The 23,521-nt window shown below is 72.0% G+C and carries 18 protein-coding genes; 15 read left to right on the top strand and 3 right to left on the bottom strand.

Annotated elements, in window-relative coordinates; all coding sequences use genetic code 11:
• Positions 1 to 83: 83 nt before the first annotated feature.
• Positions 84 to 896, bottom strand: a complete 813-nt coding sequence (locus ABD339_RS29230) for an SDR family oxidoreductase (protein ID WP_344570154.1) — start codon at positions 894 to 896, stop codon at positions 84 to 86.
• 101 nt (positions 897 to 997) lie between these two features.
• Between ABD339_RS29230 and ABD339_RS29225 the strand changes: the two genes are divergently transcribed.
• Entirely contained in the window at positions 998 to 1,600 is a 603-nt protein-coding gene (locus ABD339_RS29225; RefSeq protein WP_344570153.1) for a TetR/AcrR family transcriptional regulator, read from the top strand.
• 46 nt (positions 1,601 to 1,646) lie between these two features.
• Here the strand turns inward: ABD339_RS29225 and ABD339_RS29220 are convergent, their stop codons facing one another.
• Positions 1,647 to 2,579 (bottom strand): GlxA family transcriptional regulator, encoded by a 933-nt coding sequence (locus ABD339_RS29220; protein WP_344570152.1) that lies wholly within the window; start codon positions 2,577 to 2,579, stop codon positions 1,647 to 1,649.
• Positions 2,580 to 2,650: 71 nt separating this feature from the next.
• On the opposite strand from ABD339_RS29220, the gene ABD339_RS29215 reads away from it, so the two are divergent.
• From ABD339_RS29215 to ABD339_RS29195, 5 genes are all read left to right on the top strand, one after another.
• Positions 2,651 to 3,340, top strand: coding sequence for an HD domain-containing protein (locus ABD339_RS29215; RefSeq protein ID WP_344570151.1), 690 nt, complete (start codon positions 2,651 to 2,653; stop codon positions 3,338 to 3,340).
• A gap of 73 nt (positions 3,341 to 3,413) precedes the next feature.
• Positions 3,414 to 3,839, top strand: a complete 426-nt coding sequence (locus ABD339_RS29210) for a Rid family hydrolase (RefSeq protein ID WP_344570150.1) — start codon at positions 3,414 to 3,416, stop codon at positions 3,837 to 3,839.
• A gap of 218 nt (positions 3,840 to 4,057) precedes the next feature.
• Positions 4,058 to 4,333 (top strand): muconolactone Delta-isomerase family protein, encoded by a 276-nt coding sequence (locus ABD339_RS29205; RefSeq protein WP_344570181.1) that lies wholly within the window; start codon positions 4,058 to 4,060, stop codon positions 4,331 to 4,333.
• 1,124 nt (positions 4,334 to 5,457) lie between these two features.
• Positions 5,458 to 6,723 (top strand): hypothetical protein, encoded by a 1,266-nt coding sequence (locus ABD339_RS29200; protein WP_344570149.1) that lies wholly within the window; start codon positions 5,458 to 5,460, stop codon positions 6,721 to 6,723.
• A gap of 913 nt (positions 6,724 to 7,636) precedes the next feature.
• Positions 7,637 to 9,094 (top strand): sugar porter family MFS transporter, encoded by a 1,458-nt coding sequence (locus tag ABD339_RS29195; RefSeq protein WP_344570148.1) that lies wholly within the window; start codon positions 7,637 to 7,639, stop codon positions 9,092 to 9,094.
• Positions 9,095 to 9,227: 133 nt separating this feature from the next.
• Here ABD339_RS29195 and ABD339_RS29190 read toward each other — a convergent pair whose 3' ends face one another.
• The gene (locus ABD339_RS29190) at positions 9,228 to 10,043 is read right to left on the bottom strand and encodes an AraC family transcriptional regulator (protein ID WP_344570147.1); all 816 of its coding nucleotides are present in this window, start codon (positions 10,041 to 10,043) and stop codon (positions 9,228 to 9,230) included.
• 182 nt (positions 10,044 to 10,225) lie between these two features.
• Between ABD339_RS29190 and ABD339_RS29185 the strand changes: the two genes are divergently transcribed.
• The 9 genes from ABD339_RS29185 (at position 10,226) to ABD339_RS29145 (ending at position 23,419) form a co-directional block, all read left to right on the top strand.
• A complete protein-coding gene (locus tag ABD339_RS29185; RefSeq protein ID WP_344570146.1) occupies positions 10,226 to 11,533 on the top strand; it encodes an MFS transporter in 1,308 nt (435 codons plus the stop codon).
• A 161-nt stretch (positions 11,534 to 11,694) separates the two neighbouring features.
• A complete protein-coding gene (locus tag ABD339_RS29180) occupies positions 11,695 to 12,057 on the top strand; it encodes a hypothetical protein (protein WP_344570145.1) in 363 nt (120 codons plus the stop codon).
• Between the two features lie 334 nt (positions 12,058 to 12,391).
• Entirely contained in the window at positions 12,392 to 14,785 is a 2,394-nt protein-coding gene (locus tag ABD339_RS29175; RefSeq protein WP_344570144.1) for a fibronectin type III domain-containing protein, read from the top strand.
• Positions 14,776 to 15,765: an AAA family ATPase gene (locus ABD339_RS29170; RefSeq protein ID WP_344570143.1), complete on the top strand. Its 990-nt coding sequence runs from the start codon at positions 14,776 to 14,778 to the stop codon at positions 15,763 to 15,765. Before ABD339_RS29175 ends, ABD339_RS29170 begins: the two co-directional genes overlap by 10 nt.
• Positions 15,765 to 16,964, top strand: a complete 1,200-nt coding sequence (locus tag ABD339_RS29165) for a DUF58 domain-containing protein (RefSeq protein ID WP_344570142.1) — start codon at positions 15,765 to 15,767, stop codon at positions 16,962 to 16,964. The genes ABD339_RS29170 and ABD339_RS29165 overlap by 1 nt, the downstream gene beginning before the upstream one ends.
• Positions 16,961 to 19,621 (top strand): transglutaminaseTgpA domain-containing protein, encoded by a 2,661-nt coding sequence (locus tag ABD339_RS29160; protein ID WP_344570141.1) that lies wholly within the window; start codon positions 16,961 to 16,963, stop codon positions 19,619 to 19,621. The genes ABD339_RS29165 and ABD339_RS29160 overlap by 4 nt, the downstream gene beginning before the upstream one ends.
• Entirely contained in the window at positions 19,618 to 21,219 is a 1,602-nt protein-coding gene (locus tag ABD339_RS29155; RefSeq protein WP_344570140.1) for a protein kinase domain-containing protein, read from the top strand. Before ABD339_RS29160 ends, ABD339_RS29155 begins: the two co-directional genes overlap by 4 nt.
• A gap of 149 nt (positions 21,220 to 21,368) precedes the next feature.
• Positions 21,369 to 21,680, top strand: a complete 312-nt coding sequence (locus tag ABD339_RS29150) for a hypothetical protein (RefSeq protein WP_344570139.1) — start codon at positions 21,369 to 21,371, stop codon at positions 21,678 to 21,680.
• On the top strand, positions 21,680 to 23,419 hold the full coding sequence (locus tag ABD339_RS29145; protein WP_344570138.1) for a hypothetical protein: 1,740 nt from the start codon (positions 21,680 to 21,682) through the stop codon (positions 23,417 to 23,419). Before ABD339_RS29150 ends, ABD339_RS29145 begins: the two co-directional genes overlap by 1 nt.
• The last annotated feature ends 102 nt before the right edge of the window (positions 23,420 to 23,521 follow it).

Here is a 23,521-nt window from a genome sequence, read left to right as displayed (position 1 = left end):
GTGGTGGGGATCGGCGGGGACTTCACCGCCTGCGGTTTCGGCGGCAGGCGGTTCAGCGGCAGGCGGTTTCGGCGGTTCAGCGGTCAGGCGAGGGTTTCGCCGCCGTCCACGGTGAGGATCTGGCCCGTCATGTAGTGGTTGGCCATGAGGAAGAGGGCCGAGGCGGCGGCTTCCTCAGCGGTACCGAAGCGGCCGAGGGGGGTGGTCGATCCGGCTGCGGCGACCGCCTCGTCGGAATCCAGCCCCGGCAGGGAGCGCAGGAGCGGGGTGTCGATCCGGCCGTAGCGGACGGTGTTCACGCGCACTCGCTCGGGGGCGAGTTCCACGGCGAGGGCCCTGGTGAGGGTCTCCACCGCGCCGGCGACCGACAGCGGTGCGGCCATTCCGGGGGCCGGGCGGACCACGAGGATCCCGGAGCTGAAGGTGAGCGAGCCTCCCGCGGGCAGCCGGGAGGCCGCCGTGCGGGCTGTGGTGAAGGCTGTCTGGAGGCGGGAGTCGCAGGCCGAGCGGATACCGTCGGCCGACAGCCCGGCCAGTGGGCCCGCACCGCTGAGACCACCGGCGGTGACGAACATGTGATCGACGTGTCCCGCCCTGTCGAAAGCCTCGGCGAGGACCCGCTCGTCACCACCGTCGCCGACGACGTACAGCACGGCGTCGTCGGGGTCGTGGGCGCCGTCGTGCCCGTCGGCCGCACTCGCGCCGCGCACCCGGGAAACGGCGGCGTTCAGCCGGTCGCGATCGCGGCCGACGAGCACGACGCGGGCGCCGACCGAACGCAGCAGGACGGCTGCCGCCAGGCCGATGCCCGAACTCCCGCCGACGAGGACGGCAGTCGTACCGGAGAGAGCGCCCGTCAGGGGCGAGCGGACGGGGACAGGAGGTACGGCACTCATGGGAAGGCCCTTCGCCGAAATAAACCAGCCGGTTGTTTTACTGCTGCACCGCACACTGCCGCCCGGGTTGAGCGAAGTCAACCAGATGGTTTAATTCGGCCATGCCCTATGACGCGGAGGACACCCGGCGGCGGATCTTCACCGCCGCCGCTGCCGAGTTCGCCGAGCGCGGCCTGGCGGGGGCCAGGGTCGATCGCATCGCGACCGCCGCCCGAGCGAACAAGCAGGCCATCTACCTGTATTACGGCGGCAAGGAGAAACTGTTCGCCGCCGTCTTGGGAGCGAAGCTGGAAGAGGTCAGCGTCTCCCTCTCCTTCGACCCCGACGCGGTGGCCGAATCGGTCGGGCAGATCTTCGACTGGTACCAGCAGCACCCGGAGCTGATCAGGCTGCTGCTGTGGGAGGCGCTGGAGGGCGGCGACGAGTCCGACGAGAGCGAGCGGACGCGCCGGGACGGCTTCCGCGCGAAGGCCCACCGGCTCGTGGACGCGGGCGCGGCCCGCCACCTTCCCGAGGAGGCTCGTCTCCGAGCCGCCCAGGACCTGCTGTTCACCCTCATGGGACTGATCGCCTGGAACTTCGCGGTGCCCAGGATGTGCCGCCTGACCCTCGACGAGGACACCGATCAGGCCGCCATCGCCCGTCGCCGCGAGACAGTCGTCGAGACCGCCCGCGCACTCGCCACGGCCGTCCCCGGCTCCTGAAGCGGGACTTCGGCCCCGTCAGCGTGTGAACGGGGCTTCGGCCACGTCAGTGCGTGAAGGTGCGCCGGTATGCGGTGGGGGTGGTTCCCAGCACGCGCCGGAAGTGTGTCCGCAAGTTGGCGGCTGTGCCCAGTCCGCACTCCCGCGCCACCCGGTCCACCGGATGGGCCGTGGTCTCCAGCAGTTCCCGCGCCCTGCCGAGACGGGCGTTGAGCAGCCACCGCAACGGGGTCGTGCCCGTCTCCTCGGCGAACCGGCGCATGAGCGTGCGCTGCGATACACCCGCGTGCCGGGCGAGTGCGCGGAGTGTGAGCGGTTGTTCAAGTCGGTCCAGTGCCCATTCCCGGGTGTCGGAGAGTGACGCTTCACCGGCCGCCGTGACCGGAGCCGGCACGTACTGCGCCTGCCCGCCGTCGCGGTGCGGGGCGGCCACCAGACCGCGGGCGATCTGGTTGGCCACCACCGCTCCCAGGTCGCGGCGCACGAGGTGCAGGCACAGGTCGATGCCGCAGCACACCCCGGCCGAGGTGAGCACATCCCCCTCATCGACGTAGAGCACGTCGCGATCGACCTGGACGGCCGGGAAGTCCCGCTCCAGGTCGGCGATGTGCTTCCAGTGGGTCGTGGCGTGAAGCCCGTCCAGCACCCCAGCGGCGGCCAGCACGAAGGCCCCCGTGCAGATCGACACCACCCGCCGGCCTCGGTCGCGGGCGTCGGCCAGCACTTCGAGCACGGCCTCCGGCGGCCGTACGAGCGGCTCGTATCCGGGCACGATCACGGTGTCGGCGGCACGCACCCGTTCCAGGTCTCCGGCGGCCACCAGCGTGAAGCCCGCGGTGGTGGTCACCTTCGAGCCGAGCGCACAGAGGGTCATCTCGTAGGGGGTCTCAGGCCGGGCGTTGAAGATCTGTGTCGGGATTGCCAAGTCCAGCGGGGTGACCCCGTCCAGCGCCAGCACCGCGACTCGATGCGCCATCATGGCAACATGCTATCGATGTGCGGCAATTCTGCCACTGGCCAGGTCAGGGTGGTGAAAGCCAGCCTGAAGACATGACCGGATCGACCATCCCCCGCCAGGCCCGCGAGAGGGCCCCCGACCTGATCGCGCTGCCCGGGACACCCCTTGCCCACGCGGTCGTACATCTCATCCGGCCGGTGGAATCACCGTCCGTGTTCAACCACAGCATCCGCACCTACCTGTTCGCCCGGCTGGTGGCTGCCCGGCTGTCCCTGGACGCCGGGCGCGACTACGACGACGACCTGTTGTTCGCCGCTTGCGCGATGCACGACCTCGGCCTGGCACCGGACGGCCCGCACCGTCAGCGGTTCGAGGTCGAAGGCGCCGACCGGGCCGCCCAGTTCCTCATCGAGCACGGCTCGCCCCGGACGGACGCCGACGAGGTCTGGCAGGCCATCGCCCTGCACACCTCCCCCGGCATCGCGGAACGCCGCGGCACCCTGTGCGCGCTCGTCCGCGAAGGCGTCGCGCTCGACTTCGGCGGCCCGCTCGGAGCCGACCACATCGACGCGCTCACCGACGAGCAGGCCGATGCCGTCCACGCCGTCTACCCACGGCTGGAAATGATCCGCTCACTCACCGACGCGATCGTCGCGCAAGCCGCGAGGGACCCGAAGAACGCGCCCCGGTACGCGATCCCCGGCGAATTCCTCCGCGAACGCGACGCCTTCGGCCGCACCCGGATGGAACATGCCTGCGAATCATCCCGGTGGGGCAACTGACGCTCCGCGCCCCCATGACCACGCACAAGCCGCCGGAGAAGCAGCCGGCGAAGAAGCAAAGGACATCACTGAAATGACCATCCACACCGTCGAGATACCCGAGAATTCCGCCGTCTTCGGGCAGACCACCAGCGCATTCGCACGCTTCGGCCATTCCGCCGCCGTCCGCGCGCACGGCCACCTCTTCATCGCCGGACAGATCGGCCGCCGCCCCGACGGAACCGCGGGAGAAACCGTCGAGGAGCAGACCGGAATCGCCCTCCGGCGCATCGAGGAGATCCTTCGCCTGGAGAATCTCGACCTCACCGCCCTGGTCGACGTCACCAGCTACCACGTCGACATCCGCCACAACATGCCGGGATTCCTTTCGGCCAAGCAGCGCCTCATCACGGCCCCCTACCCCGCCTGGTCGATCATCGGCGTCAGCGGCCTCGCCAGCCCGGAAATCCTCGTCGAAATCCGCGCAACCGCCGCCTACCCCGACCGCGCGGCCCGATAGACCGCTGGTCCGGGGGGTGGAGCCGGCCGGGAGCGTGGCGCGGGGTCGGCTTCGCCGGCCCCGCGGGCTTCGATGAGCACGACTCCCCGCGGGCGGGGCCGGGTTCACCGCCGCCGCGCGCCACAGCGGCCCCACCGGACAACGGCCCTACCCGCATCACAACAGCCCTACCAACATCGCCGCCGCCCCTGGCCGGTATGTTTCGGTCCGTGCAATTCATGGTGTTGACCGAGCGTTACAGCGACCAGTTCAGCGAGGAGGACTTCGCGGCCGTCCTGCCCCAAGAGACCGAGACGGTACGGAAGCTCTACGCCGACGGAGCACTCCGCCAGATCTGGCTGCGCGACGATACGCGGGGCGCCTGCTTCCTCCTTGAGGCCGCGTCGTTGCACGAGGCCGAAGCGGCCGTGGCCGCACTTCCGCTGGCGCAACGAGAGATGTCGGACTTCAAGATCATTCCTCTGCGGCCGTACGGCGGCTTCGGCCCCCGCTGACTCGAAGAGCACACCGCCGCAGACCGACCGCCCGCCCACCAATCCGGTGGGCGGGCGGTCCTATGAGGCCGCCCGGATGAGTGAGAGCGCTCGTGGAAGCAACCCTGGCACCCTTCCCTCGCTCCAAGCCGCGGCGGCACGCGAGTGGGTCCCGGTGCTTCCGCGGCTCGCAGCGGAAGCACCGGATGCTCGACTCGCCCGTCCCGGGCACCGCCCTGGACGGGGCCCTGCCTCGGGACCTGGCCTGGCGCACGGCCGGACCCCGTTGGGGAGCGGGGTCGGCACGCGGAACGAGGAGCGGAACTCGCGGCGATCAAAGCCTTGTTCGCGAAGCGCCGGCAGAACTCGACCGCGCCGCCCGCACGGTCGTCACCTGCGACGATCTCACGGCCCTGACAAAGCGCGCGGCAAGGCTCGATGCCCACACCAACGACCCTCCGCCGTACGCGTCGTGGGGTTGTGAGGAAGTCCATGGTTGACAGGGGTGTGGTGGTAGTTGAACTCTTAGTGGAGTAGACCCGTTGTAGAGGGTGGCAGGAGGTCTCCTGTCAGCTTCCGGTCTTGGATGCTGAGACATGCGGAATTGTGCCGGCCAGGTCAAGAATGGAGGGGTTGTGGCGATGGCTTCGCGACTCCTGAGCGACGATTCGGTTACGGCAATGTCAACACAGGGTTTCCTCGCCTTAGACATCGCCCAGCGTCCGCGGTAGTCAGGCCCGAACGCGGCTCACTGCCGCCGGCGCGGCGCCAATTGGGATGGCAGCTTGTTCAAGCTGTTCAGTGGCATGCATATAAAAAATTGGTTTGACCCGTACGGAAATCCATTGGGCGTCTAGACCACTTGCAGCGCGGCGAGTGCGGTTCCACTATTTCCGGGGGACACGGCGGAAGGCACTCACATGGCTACATGGGTTAATTGGCTGCGAGGATCTGCTCAGCCCGCTCAGCCCCAAGAAGAGACCGATCTTCGGAGCTTGGAGGAGGGGCGGGCCCCGGTACTGGCTGATGGTGAAGAGGCGCAGCATGACGCGCGTAGAAGTGGCCTTTTCGACGGGCTCAAAAAAGGCGCCCTCATCACGACTATGGGCATGGTGTCCCCTAGCTACATAATGAGCAGCCAAGGTTTGGCCGAGATCGGCCAAAAAGTGCGCGGATACGGCGGATTCGGCATGCTTGCCGTCTACAACGGAATAAAGATGGGAGAGGCTTATACAGCGTATAAAGCGGAAAGTGATGTGGAGGCCAAAAAACTCGAGCCGGTCGTGACGAGCGCGGTCAACACTCTCGGCACTGCCACGTGGGCATGGGGTATTGGCTCTGGAAATAGCATCGCACAAACTGCGGGCCCAGCTGCCAATTTCGTCGCAAATATCACCTCCGCGGGACTGAAGTATTACCAGGGAGATGAAGAGTGGCGTCCAAAGCTGGCCAGTGCCGGCGAGATGCTCTCATTTACCACTGCAGGCGTTCTCAAGACTGTAGAAAAAAACGCCGCGGTACCCTGGGCGCGCGCGGCGGCATTCACCTTCGCGGGGACAGAGTTCGCTCTGGACGCCCCACATGACAAGGCGCTCTGGGGACACGCGGCCGGAGGATACGTATGGGCCGTGGGCGCCGCTCTGGAAAGCCCGGTGTTCGCGAAAGTTCTTCCACAGGCCGAGATGGTGGCCAATGTCGTCCAGGGAACCGGGGCGGCCATCGTAGGGGCTTCGGAGATCTATCGAACGGCCGCTCCCTATTGGAAGCGGTTCATGGGGGAGGAGCCGTCACCCGAGGCGGCTCCGCAACCGAGCGACAGCGAGCAGGTATCCCTACAGACCATCCCGTCCACTGCGCCCCAGCACCAACGGTTCTCCTTCGAAGAACAGCCCGGCCCCTCCCTCAACCCGATCGCGGAGCCCTCCAATTCGCTCGTGCCGAAAGCGAGTTCGATCACCACGGGGCCGGAGCCCGGCTCAGCGCCCCCCGCGCCCAGTTCAGAGGCCCCGGCGGCCGTCCAGGCAGCACGGAGTTCCCTCACGTCGGATGAGCCCAGCCCCGTCTCCCCGGCACCGTCCATTCCCGCCACGTCGTCAACGACTTCGATCGCCACGGCTGCATCCATGCCGGTCACCCCGGCAGGGTCGGTTTCGACCGCTTTGGCGCCGACCAACTCGGCTCCTTCTCCGGTCATTCCCTCGGGGCCCGGTTCCATCGCCTCGGCCGCGTCCGGTCCGGTCGGCCCTTCGGTCGCTTCATCAGGGTCCAATCCGATCGCATCAGCACTGTCCGGGAATGCGCCGGCTCCCACCTCCAGGCGGAATTCGCTCGATGGGTCCGCTCTCCCTCAGTCCGGGGCCGCCAAAGCCTGGACGCCGACGCCTGTGAAGGCCCGCAGGAACAGCAGGTGACGTCCGCAGCGAGGTAATCGCAGCGAAAAATGAGCCCCGGCGGGACCACCGCGCGGACTGGGTACCAGCGCCGCTGCCTGCCCGGCTCTCACGGGCGCGGTCCGCGAGCCGCACCGCCGGCCTCCGGGATGGGGGCCGGCCGCCCTTTTGAGCGACCCGGACGCCTGACGGTTCACGCGGCCGTGTCCGCGCCGATCAGCGCTTCGATGGGCTGGCTGGGCCACTGCTGTTCGTCGGCCGGCGGCCCTCGGGCGGCGTGAACCCCGCGACGCGGTACGAGTCCCGGCCCGGCGGCGGCTGTGGACGCACGCGGCCGTCCGGGACGAGGCAGCCCTCGCGAGTACACCCTCGTCTTCGGCCTTGGCGAGGCGGACCACCGCGAGACGTCTCCGTCCCGTCGTGCGGCGCCGTCCCCCGTGGGCCCGCGCATCCCCCGCTCGGCGGGGAGCCGCAAGGCCCGTGCCGTACACAACCCTCGGCCTTCCGGCGACGTGCCAGTTCACGCGGCGCGCCCGCGAAGCCTTCTCGTTGCTCCGATATCCGACTCCAGGCAGCAGGGCGTTGCCTCGGCAGCGGCGGTAGGCAACGATACGAAGCCGCGCGGACTTTTTCGGCATATCGACGCATTCCACCTGAGAAAGCGGGGCTCTGCTCAGCGATTCTCCAGCGCGGGGCAGCCCTGGTCACCGAGTGTCTCCCGTCATCCGACGGGGTCCGCGCGGCCGACGGAGGCCCTTCGCGGAGCGGGGTCTCCGGGTGGAGCCTGGCCCAGGGTCCGGCCGAAGTGCCGGAGAGGGCGCTGGAAGGGGAGCCGCGTGCCGAAGGGGTCGGAAGAGGACTGATTCCGTGCCTCGGGTGCACACGGCAACACGAACTGAACGTCCCGGAAAGAATTGGCCAGGTGATGCTCCTCATGGTTGAGACGGCTTCGCGTTCGCAGCAGCCCTCCGGCCACCACGGCAAAGCCGTCGGTATTTCCATCGCAGCCGCCGTCGGCGGCTTTCTCTTCGGCTTCGACTCCTCGGTCATCAACGGGGCGGTCGATGCCCTGGGGTCGCATTTCCAGCTCGGTTCGTTCCTGTCGGGCTTCGTGGTCTCCATCGCGCTGCTGGGCTGCGCCGTGGGCGCCTGGTACGCGGGGCGGCTCGCCGACGGCTGGGGGCGGCGCAATGTGATGCTGCTGGGCTCGGCCATGTTCCTCGTCAGCTCGACGGGCTCCGCCCTGGCCTTCTCCGTACCCGACCTGCTGCTGTGGCGGGTGATCGGCGGCCTGGGCATCGGCATCGCCTCCGTGATCGCCCCCGCCTACATCTCCGAGGTGGCCCCCGCCTCCGGCCGGGGCGCGCTCGGTTCGCTCCAGCAACTGGCCATCACCGTGGGCCAGCTGGTGGTGCTCAGCTCCAACAAGGGCCTGGCGGGCGCCGCCGGGGGCGCCTCGCAGGAGTTGTGGTTCGGGATGCAGGCGTGGCGCTGGATGTTTCTCGTCGGCGTGATTCCGGCCCTGGTGTACGGGGGGCTGGCGCTGCTGATTCCCGAGTCTCCGCGCTATCTCGTTCTCAAGGGCCAGTTCGAGCAGGCGGCCGGAGTGCTGGGCCGGGTCTCCGGGGAGAGCGATCCGGAGGCGAAGGTCGAGGAGATCAGGGAGACGCTGCACAAGGAGCACCGCAGCAGCTTCGCCGACATCCGGGGTGAGCGGCTCGGGCTGCACCCGCTGGTGTGGGTGGGCATCGTCCTGGCCGCTTTCCAGCAGCTGGTGGGCATCAACGCGATCTTCTACTACTCCACGACGCTGTGGAAGTCGGTCGGCTTCAGCGAGTCCAGCTCGTTCACGACCTCCGTGATCACCGCCGGGATCAATGTGGTGATGACGGTGGTCTCCATGCTGTTCGTGGACCGGGTGGGGCGGCGCCGGCTGCTGTCCATCGGCTCGACCGGCATGTTCTTCTCGCTGCTGATGACCGCTGTCGCCTTCTCCCAGCAGAAGGGCAGCGGCACCCATGTCTCGCTGCCCGACCCCTACGGGCCCGTCGCGCTGGTCGGGGCGAACGCCTTCGTCGTCTTCTTCGCGCTCTCCTGGGGCCCGATCATGTGGGTGATGCTGGCGGAGATGTTCCCCAACCGGATGCGGGCGATGGCACTGGCGATCGGGACCGCGTCCAACTGGATCTTCAATTTCCTCGTCACCTTCTCCTTCGAACCGATGACCCGCAAGGTCGGCCTCTCCTGGCTGTACGGGGCGTTCGCTCTCTTCGCGCTGCTGTCGTTCTTCTTCGTGCAGCGCAAGGTTCCCGAGACCAAGCGGCGTTCGCTGGAGCAGATGACCGGCGAGACCTACCAGCGCCCCGGCCGCACTCCGACGGCTCCCCAGTAGCCCCCTCGCCCCCCTGGCACACCGCGCGGGGGCGGGCGCTCATGCGGGGCCGCTCGCGCCTGTGAGCTGACGTGCGGGAAAACCCCGCGAGGAGGACATAAGAGGGTGCGGGGGCATCATGCCTGTCGGGTCGTCAGGGCCCGGTGCGGGACTCCGGGGTGGCGGGGCGCTCCGGGGCGCCGGTGAAGTAGCCGGTCGGGGTGGCGCCGAGGGCATGGCGGAACATCGCGGTGAAGGCGCTGGGGGTGGCGTAGCCGACCGCGCCCGCGACTGCCGTCACCGGCTCCCCCCGGGCGAGCAGCGTGACCGCGTGGACGAGGCGGGCCTGCCGGACCCAGTGGGCCAGGCTCATCCCGGTGGCCTCGGGGAACCGGCGCTGGAGGCTGCGGGTGCTCATATGGGCGCGGGCCGCGGCGCGCGTGGCCGTCCACCGGGTGGCGGGCTCGTGCCGGATGGCGGCGCACAGGCCGGCGAGCTGCGGGTCCTCGGGGGTGGGGAGGTGCAGCGCCGGTACGGGGTGCGGGGTCAGGTCGCTCAGGAGGAGTTCCATCACCTTCCCGTCGCGGCCCTCCGTGTCGTACTCGACGGGCAGCCGGGTCGCCTCGTCGATGAGTTCGCGCAACAGGGGCGGGACGGAGACGACGGCCGGATGTGCGGGCAGGTGTCCCGCCGCGGCCGGCTCGATGTAGAGGGTGCGCATGGCGACGGCTCCGGCGCAGGTCATCGCGTGGGTGAGTCCTGCGGGCAGCCAGGCGCCGCGGGTCGCGGGCACGACCCAGGTCCCGTGTCCGGTGACGACGGTGATCGCGCCGGAGGTGCCGTAGATCAGCTGGGCGCGCCGGTGGCGGTGCGCGGGGATGTGGTGCCCGTCCGGCAGATTCCGTGCCATTGCCGCGACGGGCCTTGGCACGTCCTGGTAGTCGTCGCGATTCTCGCTCTTGCCGTACATGAGGGGGGTTCCGGGGGTCTCGGTGTGGGGGCTTTGTGTGGGGGCGCTCCCGCGAGGGCCTTGGGGGCCGCCCGGATCAGGCTCCGTGCGCGGGTGTGCCGTGCGGGCTTGGCGCGGTTGCGACAGATGATGGCAGGATAGCGAAAGTATGCCACCGGCGGCCCGGCCTAGCGTCGATGCATGTGAACAAGACCCCCGCTGGGAACGACACTCCCGCCCGCCCCGGAGCCAGGGCCGCCCGCACCCGGCCCGTCCGTCCGCTCCTCCCCCGCCGCTCACCGCGCCCGAACCGGCCGCCGACGCTCGTGCTGGCGACGGCCAGCGCCGTCACGGCCGCCAACGTCTACCTCAGCCAGCCCCTGCTCGCCGCCCTCGCCCACTCCTTCGGCGCCGGGCCCGACCTCCTCGGGGCCGTGCCCATGGCCACCCAACTGGGGTACGCGGCGGGCATCTTGCTGCTCGTCCCCGCCGGGGACAGCGGCGACCGGCGGCGGCTGATCCTGCGGCTGGGCACGGCCTCCACCGTCGCGCTGGCCGCGTGTGCCCTGGCGCCCACGGTGTGGTGGCTGATCGCGGCGAGCTTCGCGCTCGGCCTGCTCTCCCCCGTTCCCCAGCTGGTGACGCCGCTCGCGGTCGCCCTGGCAGCGGCGGACGGGACCGACGGCGCGGACGGCGGCCGAGCCGCGCGGGGCCGGGTCGTGGGCACAGTGCAGGGCGGGCTGCTGATCGGGGTGCTGGCCTCCCGGGCCTACTCGGGCGCGCTGGCCGAGGCCGTCGGCTGGCGGGGCGTCTACGTCTGCTCCGCCGTCATGACCCTCGTCCTCGTCTACGCCCTGCGGTGGGCCCTGCCGGCCGTGCCGCCCGCCGGCGACGGGAGCTACCGTGCCGCGCTGGCCTCGCTGCCCCGGCTCGCCGTCCACCCGCTGGTCTCCCGGATCATCGGGTCCGGGGCGCTGGTGGGAATCGCGTTCGGCGCCTTCTGGACGGCCCTGACCTTCTTGCTGGAACGCGGCTTCCACTTCGGCTCCGCCACCATCGGGCTGTTCGGACTGGTGGCGGCGGCCAGCGCGCTCGCCTCCCCCTGGGCCGGCCGGGCAGCCGACCGGCTCGGGCGCCGTGGGGCACTGGCCGCGCTCATCGGGCTGGTGGCCGTGGGCTGGCTGCTTCTGCTGCCGGGTGGCAGCGGCCTGTGGTGGCTGATCGCGGGCGTGATCGTGGTGGACGTCGGGGTCTGGGGCAGTCAGGCGGCATGCCAGACGGTGCTGTTCACGCTCGACCCCGCCGTGCACAGCCGCCTCAACACCCTCTATTTCACTTTCCGTTTCCTCGGGATCGCCATCGGCTCCCTGACCGGCTCACTGGCCTGGGCACACGGCGGCTGGCCTTCGGTGGTGGCCACCGGCATGGCCTGCACCCTGGCGGGCCTGGTGGTGGGCCTGTTGCCGGTGCGCGGCGGGTCGGCGCCGGCCGGGGACACGGCGGACGAGTGACGGGCCCCGGGGCCGGCGGACAGCGGACGGCGGATGGCGGACCGACGAGGAGCGGGGACGCATGTCCACGACGTGCCGCAGGCGGAACGGGCACCGGGAAGAACACCGAAGCACTCCGACTCCAAGGGGAGATCATGCGATGAGCCAGAAAAGCGGGCGCGGTGGCCGGAAGCGCGGCACTCGCGCTGATGGGCTTGGCGGGTACGGCGCACGCGGAATCGGGCAGCGCGGGGCCCACCGCGACACTTCAGGCGGCAGCGGGAAGCACGACGTGGTACCCCGACGGCGGCAAGCTCGTCATCTGTGACAACGCGGCCGACGGCTGGTCGGTCGTCGTCGATGCCCGGGTGGGCGGGGCGACCAAGTACACGTGGCACACCAGCGGCGCGGGCAAGTGCACCGAGCGCTCCTACCGCGGCCTCCCCGAGGGGGCGACCGTCAACTTCCGGGTGTGCTCGGGGGATTACAGCGAAAATCTCATCCAGTGGGACACCTGCGGAGGCTGGGTGTACTCCAGGGCGTGAACCACGGCACGGCTCCCTGTCACGCCTCCACGTCGCGGAGCCGTGGCAGGGACCGAGGACGGGGCCCGGCCGCCGAAGAGGAAAGACCGCTCTCTTCGGGGGCCGGGCCCCGCTTCCGTGTGCGGGCGGACGCGGGCGCGGGGCGCGGGGCGGGTGTGAGGAGGCGGTGCGCGGATGTCACGGTACCGCCACACCTGGCCGCCGACGTCATACTCCTGTCACAGGGGGCCCGGCAGCCGTGACTTCCGGTGTGGTGGGGGAGCTAACCTGCGATGTGCGGCTTCATGGGCGGCGCGGGGCGGCCGGGGCACGCACAACGGGGGAAGGACTGTCGATGTCGGATGCGCGGAAGAGCTCCGAAGAGGGCGGGGCGCGCGGGCTGCGGCCCCGGCGGCTCGTGGGGGACGCCGGGGACGTCGGGGGTACTGACGGTTCGGCGGGCCGCCGTGGGCCGGCCGCTGTACGGGCCCGCTGCGCCCGGCTGTTGGGCCTCGCCTGGGTGGCGGTCCGTCCCAGCCGCCGCAGGGCGACCGGATACATCGCGATCTGTTCGGTCGGCGCGCTCCTGGGCACCTCGATCGCCGTCGGCTCGGGCAAGGCGGGTGCGGTGCCGGATCTGGCCGACATCGGTGCGTGGCTCACCAGTTCCCGCACCGGGGAGGCCGCGCACGCCAACGGGCTGACCGGCGATGTGGACGGCAAGGTCAAGCTGCCCGGCATGGGCGACCATCCGGTGTCGGTCTCCCAGGACGGCAAGACGGTCCTGGTCCTGGACAAGAAGACGGGGAAGGTGGTGCGGATCGATCCGTCCCAGCTGACCGCCGAGCAGTCCTCCCGCTATGGCTCCGGACGCCTCCAGTTGGTGGCCGGGGGCTCGTACGCGTACCTCGTCGATCCCGTCAAGAGCACGGTGCAGCGCATCGATCCGGTCCGTACGACTCCGGTGGGCGGGCCCGTCGGCCTGGGCGCGGCGCCGCTGGGCAAGGCGGTCGCCGACGCCGACGGGACGCTGTGGGTGCCGCAGCCCGCCAAGGGGCGCGTGGTGCCTCTCTCTCCTGGCAAGAAGGGCGGTCCGCGGGTCGAAAAGGCGCGCGGGATCGAGGTGGCGGGCCCGGGCAAGCGCGCCTCGGCGCTGGTGATGACGCTGGCGGGCGGCCGTCCGGTGGTGACCGACACCGAGGGCGGCACCGTCACACTGCTGCACCGCAAGGGGCGCGGGCTGCGCTTCAAGCTGCCGCGCGACATCCGGAGCGCTCCGGCCGGCTCGGTGCTCGTACCGCCCTCGACGGCCGGTGATCTCGTGCCGGTGCTCGCGCGGAGGTCCGGCCGTATGGCGCTGGTCAACACGCGTACGGGCACGCTGCTGACGGCGCGGCTCGGTGCCTCGCGGCAGGCCTACGGCACTCCGCAGGTGCTCGGCTCGAAGGTGTACGTGCCCGACCAGGGCAACGGCACCCTCCGGGTCTACGACACCGAGGCGGCGGCGATCGAGCGGCCCGTCAAGGTCACCGGCAAGCGCGGAGAGTTGAGCCTGTTCGTCCGCGACGGGCTGCTGTGGGTCAACGACGAGGACAACGCGACAGCGGTGGTGATCAACGCCAAGGGCGACGTCAACCGGGTGCGCAAGTACCGCGACGACGCCCCCTCCGGCCGCAAGCCCCGCGAGAACGTCCCCGGCGACAGCGGCAACCGGAGCCCGGCACCAGGACCGAACGCGTCCGATCCCGGACCCGAGGGCCCCGCAGGGCCCAACGACCCCGGCAGGGACGGCAGTCGGCCGGGCGCGAAGCCGGGCAACCCCGCACCCGCGAAGCCGAGTCCGGGCAACAAGCACAAGCCGGGAGCGAATCCGAAGCCGGACCCGGACAAGCCCGGCGACAAGCCGGAGGCGGTGGCGCCCGGCACTCCGCAGGCGCAGTCGGGCGCGGGCTTCATCACCGTCGCCTTCGCGCCCTCCTCCGGCGTGCGGCCGACCGGCTACCGGCTCAGGGGAGCACCGGCCGGCGCCCAGGTGAAGCCGCGACGCGTCGGCCCCGGGGGACCGTTCACCTTCCAGATGAGCGGCGGGGAGTGCGGCAAGGAGTACACCTTCACCGTCGTCGCCGAGTTCTCCGACGGCTCCACCGAGGAGTCCGCCCGCTCCGGGCCCACCCGGCCGTGTGTGGCCCCCGGCGCGCCGCAAAACCTCAAGCACACCTTTCCGCAGGGCGGCAAGGGCATCGATCTGACCTGGGACAAGCCCGCCAACGCGGGGGCGGAGGGGACGACTTACACCGTCTCGGGGGCCGGTGCGCCCCAGCCCGCAGGGGGCAGGACCGCGCTCGCGCTCAGGGGCCTGCGCAACGGTCAGACGTACAACCTGTCCGTCGCCGCCGCCAACGCGGCCGGTTCCGGCGGCGCCACCTCCCTCGCCGTCGAGCTGTCCCAGCCGGTGAACAGGAACATCGAGGACAACGTGGACGACGGCAAGGGCGTGGGCGTGCGCAGCCGTCCCAGCAGTTCCGAGGGCGAGCGGCTGGAGCAGATCCCCAGCGGCCAGAACCCGGGCATCAAGGTGATCTGCCAGACGACCGGGACACAGGAGACGCACGACACGCACGGCTGGCAGAGCGACATCTGGGACCGGGTGGAGTGGAACGGCCGGACCGCCTATGTGAGCGACCTGTGGCTGGACTTCAGCAATAAGCAACAAGGCAAGTTTTCACCGGAGGTCTGGCAGTGCGACTAGAACCCGACGGCGGCGCCCCGACCGACTCGGTGGCGCTCTTGTCCCAGTGCTTCCACGCCCTGGGCGACAACATCGAACGCGTCGTCAAGGGCAAGCGGGAGACCGTGGAACTGGCGCTCGTGTGCCTCTTCTCCGAGGGGCACCTGCTCGTCGAGGACGTGCCGGGCACCGGCAAGACGACGCTGGCGCGCTGCCTGGCGGCCTCGCTGGAGGCGAGCTGGCACCGCGTCCAGTTCACTCCTGACCTGCTGCCCTCCGACATCACCGGTGTGACCGTCTACCGGCAGAACACCGGCACGTTCGAGTTCCTGCCGGGCCCCGTGTTCGCCAACATCGTGCTCGGAGACGAGATCAACCGCGCCTCCCCCAAGACCCAGTCCTCGATGCTGGAGGTCATGGAGGAGCGGCAGGTGACCGCCGATGGCACCGCCCATCCGGTCCCCCGGCCCTTCATGGTGATCGCCACACAGAACTCGGTGGACATGGGCGGCACCTACCCGCTGCCCGAGGCGCAGCTCGACCGGTTCCTGATGCGGGTGACCCTCGGCTATCCCGACCACGCCTCGGAGGTGGCGGTGCTCTCGGGTGCCGCGTCCGAGACGAGCATCGGGCAGCTTCCGACGATCGCCACGGGCCGGCACATCGCGGAGTTCATCCAGGTGGCACGGCAGATCCAGGTCGCGCCGCAGCTCTACGACTACCTGGTGCGGGTCGTGGCGGCCACCCGTGAGCTGCCCGGGGTACGGCTGGGCGCGAGCCCCCGCGGCTCGGTGGCGCTGCTGCGCGCCGTGCGGGTGCGGGCCGCCTCCCAGGCGCGGGCCTACGCGCTGCCGGAGGACGTCAAAGCGCTGGCGGGCCCGGTGCTGGCCCACCGGCTCATCCTCACCCCCGAGGCCGAGTTGAGCGGCACCAGTGGGGCCGATGTCATCGCGGAGGCCCTGGCCACCGTCCCCGTACCGCAGGCGGGGGCCCGGCTCTGATGCTGTCGCCGACGGGTTGGGGGGCACTGGTCGGCGGCGCCGCGCTCACGGGTGCGGGGTACGGCTTCGGATACGAGGAGGCGGCGGCGCTCGGGCTGGCCTGTCTGCTCGGCGTCGCCGTGGCCCTGGTGTGGACGGCGCGCGGGCCCCGGCTGACCGCCCGGCGGCGGGTCACGCCGCGCAAGGTGACGCGCGGCGAGCGGGCCGAGTGCTCGGTCACGCTCACCAACACCGGCAGCCGCACACTGCGCGGACCGCGCGTCACCGATCTGTGCGGTGACGCGCGGCTCGCCCTGGAGATTCCCGCGCTGCGCCCCGGCGCGGAGCACACCGCGCGGTACGCGCTGCCCACCGAACGGCGCGGCCGGGTCGCGCTGGGGCCGCTGCGGCTGGAGCGCGCCGATCCGCTCGGACTGGCCTGCCGGGTACGGGAGTTCCGCTCCGCCGAGGGCGGTACGGACACGCTGCTGGTGCGGCCCCGGGTCTGTCTGCTGCCGGTGCTGCCCTCGGGAAAGGCGCACCACGTGGAGGGGCCGGCCTCGGACACGGCCGACGAGGGCTCGCTGACCTTCCACGCGCTGCGCGAGTACGTCCTGGGCGACGATCTGCGCCGGGTGCACTGGCGCTCCAGCGCGCGCACGGGGACGCTGATGGTCAAACAGCTCGTGGACGTCTCCTTGCCGCACACCACCGTCGTGCTCGACACCCGCACGGTGGCCTACCGCACCGAGGACGACTTCGAACTGGCGGTGGACTGCGCCGCCTCCGTCGCGTTCGCCGCCGCGCGCTCGCACTTCCCCGTCACGCTCCTCGGCGACGCGGGCCCGATCCTGCGCACCGACGGCGGGGGCGGCGACGGCGCCGAGGCGGTGCTGGACCGGCTCGCGCTGGTGCGGCGCTCGGCCGGTGCTTCGGTGGCGGCGGCCTTCGACGACGCGGAGCGCTCGCGCGCCGGCGGCTCGCTGGTGGTGGTCAGCGGCACCGGGGACGCCACGGGTCTCACGGCCCTGGACCGGGTGCGGCGGCGCTTCGAGCGGAGTGTGCTGGTACGCGCGGGCGCCGACGCGCAGCCGGCCTCCGGCAGTGGCTCGGGCTCCGGCTCGGGCTCGGGCTCCGGCTCCGGCTCGGAGGTGCCGCAGCTGCGGGTCGCCGGGCTGGACGCGCTGCTGGCGGCGTGGCGGTGGGAGGCCGTCCGATGAACACCGGCCCACGCACCGGTCTCGGCGCCACCACCGGCACCACGACCGGCACCGTCCCCGACGCCGCCACTGGCTCCCGCTCTCGCACCGGTCCTCGCGCCGGGGCGCTTCCCGGGCAGCGGCCCGCCGCCTACGACGGGCCGTCCTGGGCGCCGCCCCGCCCGGTCGCACCGGGCGGCGGCCCCTCCCCCGGCGCCGCCGGACCTCCCGGCCGCCCCGAAGCCGATGCCGAAGGCGGTGCGGGCGGCCGATCCGCCGTCTCCGCCGTCGCACCGCCGCACGCTCTCCCCAGGGCGCGGCGGCTGTGGTCGCTGCTGCCGGTGGCCGGGCTGGCGGCCGGCTCCGGGCTGGGCTTCCACCGGGTCTTCGGCACCGGAGCCCTGGTGCCCGTGGTGGCGGTCGCCGTACTCGTCCCGATGGCCCTGTCCACGGGGCTGCTGCTGCTCCAGAGCCGCAAGGGGCGACCGGCGCCGCTGTGGCCCTCGCTGGTGCTGGGGGCCGTCGTCTGGCTGGTGGTGGCGTGCGCGACGCTGTTCCGGAGCACGGGGGGCGGGCTGCCGACCGGAGAGGCCGTGGCCGCGTGCTGGGCCGCGCTGCTGGACTCCCCGCACGCGACCCTCACCACGATCCTCCCGGCGCCCCCGGAGCCCGACTTCCTCGTGCTGCCGTACGCGGTGGTGTGGCCGGCTTCGCTGGCCGCCACGGAACTGGCGCTGCGCACCCGCGCTCCGCTGCTGCCCGCACTGCCCCCGGTGCTGGCCTTCGGCTTTCCGCTGGTGCTGGGCGCCGACGGACCCGGCACCAACCGGGTGACCGCCGCGGCACTGGTGGCCTGGGGGGCGGTGCTCGTACTGCTGCGCTCCCCCGCGGCGCGGCGAAGTGCGGTAGGGACACTGGCCGTTGGCCTGCCCGTGGTGGCCGTCCTCGCGCTGGCCGCGGCACTGCTGGGGCCCCGGCTGCCGGGGCTGGACGCACGTGAACCGTACGATCTGCGCGAGCGGGTCGAGCCGCCGACCGTGCACCCGCAGAGCACCAGCCCGCTCGACCAGATCTCCGCCTGGCTCCAGCACCCCGAGACGCGGCTGTTCACGGTCCGCGCCCCGGGCGGTCACAACTGGCGGCTCGCCGTCCTGGACAGGTACGACGGCGTCAAGTGGACCTCCGGCGCCGAACTGGCCCGCTCGGGCGGGCGCGTGCCGCCCGAGCGGGGCGCCGGGCCGGGGCGTGCGCGGCGCGTCGAGCAGCAGTTCACCCTCCAGGGCCTGCCCGGCATGTGGCTGCCCGCCGCCGACCGGCCCACAGCCATCACTTCGGTACGCGGAGCCAAGGGCGGACGGAGCACCGGCGGCCGGGGCGCGGCCGGGCAGGGGCTGCCCGGCGGCGACCTCGCCGTCGATCCGGACAGCGGCGTCGTGGCGACGGGCACCGGCGGGGCCCCCGGCACGCGGGCCAACTCCGGGCTGTCGTACACCGCCGTGTCCCGGGAGCCGCAGTACGACATCAAGCGCCTCCAGTACGCGGCGGCGCCCGGCGGCGGGCGGTACACCCGCCTGCCGCGTACCGACGCGGCGGGGAAACCGATCGCCTCGCTCACGACGTTCACAAAGCTGGCCGCCACCGCGACGGCCGGCAGCAGCTACCCCTACCAGCAGGCGTACCGGCTGGCGGCCTGGCTGCGCGAGCACTACCGCTACGACCCCACATCGGTGCCCGGACACGCCTATCGCAACCTGGAATTCTTCCTCACCACCGGAAAGCACGGCACCTCCGAGCAGTTCGCCGCCGCCTTCGCCGTCATGGCCCGTTCGCTGGGACTGCCCACCCGCGTCACGGTCGGCTTCCGCTCCGGCGAGCCCAAGAGCGAGGGCCAGGGCAACAGCAGGGGCGGCGCGGGGAAGAGCGGCGCCTCCGGGATCCGGCAGGTGACAGGGCGGGACGCGCTCGCCTGGCCCGAGGTGCGGTTCCAGGGCATCGGCTGGGTGCCGTTCTACCCCACACCAGGACATGCGTCGAAGGACCGCGCCTCGGTGCCGCCCGCGGGACAGCCCGAGAAGCGGGAGAAAGCCGACCGGGACGTGGCCGAGCAGCCCCGCCCCTCCGTGCCGCCGGAGCGGAAGGACGGTGACAAGAAGAGCGACCGTCACGACCCGGCCTCCGGCACCGGCCATGGGCTGCCCGCCTGGGCCTTCGCGTCGCTCGCGGTGCTGCTCCTGACCGCCGCCTACTGCCTGTTGGCGGCCTGGGCTCCCTACCGCAGACGGGGCAGACGGCGCGGCGCGCGTGATCCGGGGCAGCGGGTGCTCGGCGCGTGGCGGCAGAGCCTCGACCGCCTCACCGAGATCGGGCTGCCCCCCACCCCGGCCCACACCGCCACGGAGGTCGCTGCCTTCGGGACCGCGCGGCTCGGCGACGCCGAGGGCGAGGGCGGGGCCGGTGGCGCCGGAGGCCGCCAACTGGCCGCGCTCGCCCGGCTGGTGAACGAGGTCGGCTACGGGGGCCGGGCGGCCGACAGCGCGGCGGCGGACGCCGCCTGGCGGCACTGCGACGCCGTCGAAGAGGTCGTGGCGCGCGCGGTGCCGCGCCGGATCCGGATCCGCAGAGCGCTGCGTCCGCGCACCGTGTTCCGCCGGCTACGTCACAGAGGTGAGAGTTCGTGAACGGGAAACCGAGCTGGGGCGGCCCGGCGGCGGGCGGCACGACCGGCGCCAGCGGCCCCGGCCTGCCACCGCCACCCCGCGTACCCTCCTCGCCACCGGCACCACCGGCACCGGCCGCACCGGCCGCGCTGCCCGCCCTGCCGGACGGCTACCGCGCCCAACGGGTGCTCGGCACCGGGCGGCATGCCACCGCCGTGCTGTGCCGGGAGGAGTCCTCGGGCCGTGACGTGGTGGTCAAGGTGCTGCTGCCCGTCGTCCAGGACGGCGCGCGGCGGCTGGCCGCGCACGCCGAGCTGCTGGCCGCGGGGGCGGCGGCCGAACACCCGTGTGCCGTCACCGTCGAGGACGCGGGCTCGACCGGCGCCGGACAGCTCTACCTGATCGAGCGACGGTGCTCCGGTGGCAGCGCGGCGGACCAACTGGCGGCGGCGGGGCCGCTGCCCGTCGAGGAGGTGCTGGTGACCGGCATACGGCTGGCGCTCGCGCTGCACTCCTCGCACCGTGCCGGAGTGCTGCACCTGGATGTGCGCCCGGCCAACGTCCTGTACGACGACGAGGGCGGCGCGCTGCTCGCCGATCACGCGGTGGGCCGGGTGCTCCAGCGCGCCGCACCGGAGACGGGTGCCGTCTTCGATCCGGTGTACGCGGCGCGCGAGCTGTCCGGCTGGGAGGCCCCGGGCCCGGCCGCCGATGTCTACGCGCTCGGCGCCACGCTCTACGCCCTCCTCGCCGGGGAACCGGCGTACGCCGAGGCGGCCCGCCGGGGCCCGGCCGCCGTGTACGAGCGGGTGCTCCGGGGCGGGGTGCCGCGCCCCGCGCGGCAGGATGTGCCCGAGCCGCTGCTCGTACTCGTCCAGCGGATGATGGCGCCGCATCCGGAGGGCCGCCCGCCGCTGACGGAGGTGCACCGGATCCTGCGGGCGCTGCTGCCGGTCTCCTACGCCCCCAGGGTCCCCGATCTCCAGCCGGAGCCGGCGCCCGAACTGCCGCCGCCGGGCTGGGATCCGGCCGACGACGCGCTGACCGAGCCGCCGCCGGAGAGCGATGAGGACCCCGAGTCGGCGGCGGCGGTCGCCCGGCGCCGCCGCAACCGCAACCGGCTGGTCGCGGCGTCGAGCGGGCTGCTGCTGGTGGGTGGCGCCGTGCTGGCGCTCTTCCTCGTCCGCGCGGCGAACACCTCCGGGGACACCCCGGCCGCCCCGGACCGCCCCGAGGGCGGACGGGGCTCGGCCCACCCGCTGCCCAAGGGCCAGTTGCCCGCGTTCCAGGCCCAGCGCGTCAGCGTCAACACCGTCGGCAAGCGGGTGCAGATCGCCTGGAGTCCGCCGAAGAGGGCGCAGGCGGTCTACGGGTACGCGATCGCGGCGCAGACACCCGACGGGGAGCCCGTGAAGGTGAAGAACACGGGTGCCGACGAGCCGAGCGTCGTCTTCACCTCCCCTCCGGTGCGGGCGGATACCTGCTACGTGGTGACCTCGCTGGTGCAGACCGCCGACGGCAGTGTGGGCCTGGCGCCGTCCGACCCGGTGTGCGGCGGGGAGCGGGCGGACAGCGGCGGGAGGAGCGCGGCTCCCGAGTCTCCGGCGCCGCCCGGCTGAGCCGTGCCACGCCGGGCTGTTCCGCGCTGAGCCGTTCCGCACCGCGTAGCAATCGCGCAACAGGGCGCAATGCGCCGCACCGTCCGGCCTACGATCGAAAGACCGCCGGTCACGGGGGACGGCGCGGAGAGAGACGGGGGACAAGGCACATGGGAGCGATGAGGCCGGGGGAATCGCCGGAGCAGGCGCGCGCCCGCGCGCAGCGGCTGCGGGACCACGCGGGCCGGGCCCGCACGCTCGCCGGATCGCTGGGCCCCGCGCTGGATACGGGCGTGGCCAAGGCGGCGGCCGGCGGCGCGTGGTCCGGGCCCTACGCCGAGCGGGTCGCCGGAGCGCTGCGGGGCTACCAGAGCGCGCTGGGCGGCATGGCGCAGGGCCTGCACGGCAGCGCCCAGAGCTGGGAGCGGGAGGCCGATCTGCTCGAACAGGAGGCCGCCGCGGTCCCCGGGGGAGGCCGCTGATGGGGCAGTTCCAGGGCTTCGACGTGGCGCTGGTGCGGGAGCTGGCCGCTCATCTGGACTCGGTGGCGGGCTCGATGGTGCCGATGCACCGCCAGCTGACGCAGCTGCTCCGGTCCGCGGCCGACGACATGGCGCCGCAGCCGGTGAGCGGCAGCCCGGAGCTGGAACCGGTGATGGGCACCCTCGCCCTGCCGACGGGCCCGCCGCTGCCGCTGCCGACGGTCTCCGACCCCACCGATTTCCCCGTCGAGCTGTCCCCCGGCTCGATGTCGTCCGCCGCGCTGAGCGCCGGGCCGATGCCCGCCTCCCTCGACCCGCGACTCCACCAGACGGCCGCCGACATCAGAACCCGCTGCGACCGGCTGGAGCAGATCGGCAAGGCGACGCCGCTCTCGGCGCTCCTGGACGCGGGCGCCCAGCTCGACACCCTGGTGGACCTCAACGCGCTGCCGCCGCCCACCGCCGACGGGGCCGAGGTGGCCACGTGGTGGGCGGGCCTGACACCGGCCCAGCGCGACCAGTACCTGTATCTGAAGCCCGATGTTCTGCAAACCCTCAAGGGCCTGCCGGCGGACGTGCTGGAGCGGGCCGTGCACCTGGCCTACTTCAAAGTGCAGCCGTACAAGACCAACAGCAACGAGACCAAGGGCAGCGTCAAGCTCTCCTTGGGCATCTTCGATCTCGGCGAGGGCTTCGCCTTCCGTACGGAGCTGATGAGCGACGGCACCTACCGCGTCACAATGATCAACAACGCGCAGGCGGGGGTGAAGATCGGCGAGGAGGCCGACGACGTCAAGCTGACGCTGAGCGGCACCGTCAAGCTGGAGATCGGCGACACCTGGGTGTTCAGGAGCAAGGCGGACGCCGACCGGCTCCAGGACGACATCCACCAGGCGTTCTTGCTGCGTCAGCAGGAGATGGCACCCGACATGAACCCGATGGGGGTGGCCACGGCGGAGTTGGAGAAGGTCCTCGACCGGATCGGTGAGCCGCAGATCCGGATGGGCATGCTGGGAACCGAGGGCAACTTCGAGCTGAAGGCCGGGCGTTTCACCAACGGGCTCAAGCTCGACAGCACCGTCTCCACCATCACCAGCACCGTGGATCCGCTGCGCCCCACGGTCACCACCAGCTACGACTTCAAGGTCGAGAACACCGGCGCCTTCGGTACGGCGGGCAAGTTCGAGGGCGTGCATGTCACCGGCGGCGTCGTCCAGGTGACCCGGGACAAGAACAACCCGGACCCCGACACCAACATCCTCTCCGTGCGCGTCATCCAGTCCGTGGAGGACAAGCTCGGCGCGGGCTTCGAGGCCGACGGCAAGGCCGCTTCCGCCTCAGCGAAGGCCGCCGCGACCCACACGCATGTCGTCACCCTCAACGTGCCGATCGGCAACTCCGCCCCGGACCAGGCCGCCGCCCGCGAGTGGCTGGCGGGCCCGCAGGGCGACGCGCCCGCGCTGGCCTCGCCGCTGGGCACGCCCGCCGTCCCGGCCGCGCCGCCGCCGCCGGACGCGGACGCGTTCACGAGGATGGCGCACGAGCGGGGGCAGGTCAGCGACATCCAGTACGCGGGTTCGACGGCGGATCTCAAACTGGGCGGGAAGCTGAAGCTCGGCGGCGTCAAGTTCGGCTTCGAGGCCGCCGCCGGGAACAAGGAGGAACACGTCACCGGCCGGCGCTATTTGAGCGCCCCCGACCCGGTGACCGGCGAGCGTCACTTCGTACCCATCCCATGAAGCGGCCGGGTCCGCACGTGCGGGCCCGGCGGACGACTCGCAGCACGGCACAGCACAGAGCAGAGCAGCACGGCACCTTGCAGCACAGCACAGCGCACATCG

The sequence above is a fragment of the Streptomyces axinellae genome, assembly GCF_039532135.1.
GTDB lineage: Bacteria > Actinomycetota > Actinomycetes > Streptomycetales > Streptomycetaceae > Streptomyces > Streptomyces axinellae.
This window is presented reverse-complemented; position numbering and strand designations above follow the sequence as displayed.

Excerpts from the sequence above, each read along its gene's own strand:
- ABD339_RS29230 (WP_344570154.1), bottom strand. The coding sequence starts at position 896 with ATGAGTGCCGTACCTCCTGTCCCCGTCCGCTCGCCCCTGACGGGCGCT.
- ABD339_RS29225 (WP_344570153.1), top strand. The coding sequence starts at position 998 with ATGCCCTATGACGCGGAGGACACCCGGCGGCGGATCTTCACCGCCGCC.
- ABD339_RS29220 (WP_344570152.1), bottom strand. The coding sequence starts at position 2,579 with ATGATGGCGCATCGAGTCGCGGTGCTGGCGCTGGACGGGGTCACCCCG.
- ABD339_RS29215 (WP_344570151.1), top strand. The coding sequence starts at position 2,651 with ATGACCGGATCGACCATCCCCCGCCAGGCCCGCGAGAGGGCCCCCGAC.
- ABD339_RS29210 (WP_344570150.1), top strand. The coding sequence starts at position 3,414 with ATGACCATCCACACCGTCGAGATACCCGAGAATTCCGCCGTCTTCGGG.
- ABD339_RS29205 (WP_344570181.1), top strand. The coding sequence starts at position 4,058 with ATGGTGTTGACCGAGCGTTACAGCGACCAGTTCAGCGAGGAGGACTTC.
- ABD339_RS29195 (WP_344570148.1), top strand. The coding sequence starts at position 7,637 with ATGGTTGAGACGGCTTCGCGTTCGCAGCAGCCCTCCGGCCACCACGGC.
- ABD339_RS29190 (WP_344570147.1), bottom strand. The coding sequence starts at position 10,043 with ATGTACGGCAAGAGCGAGAATCGCGACGACTACCAGGACGTGCCAAGG.
- ABD339_RS29175 (WP_344570144.1), top strand. The coding sequence starts at position 12,392 with ATGTCGGATGCGCGGAAGAGCTCCGAAGAGGGCGGGGCGCGCGGGCTG.
- ABD339_RS29165 (WP_344570142.1), top strand. The coding sequence starts at position 15,765 with ATGCTGTCGCCGACGGGTTGGGGGGCACTGGTCGGCGGCGCCGCGCTC.
- ABD339_RS29160 (WP_344570141.1), top strand. The coding sequence starts at position 16,961 with ATGAACACCGGCCCACGCACCGGTCTCGGCGCCACCACCGGCACCACG.
- ABD339_RS29150 (WP_344570139.1), top strand. The coding sequence starts at position 21,369 with ATGGGAGCGATGAGGCCGGGGGAATCGCCGGAGCAGGCGCGCGCCCGC.
- ABD339_RS29145 (WP_344570138.1), top strand. The coding sequence starts at position 21,680 with ATGGGGCAGTTCCAGGGCTTCGACGTGGCGCTGGTGCGGGAGCTGGCC.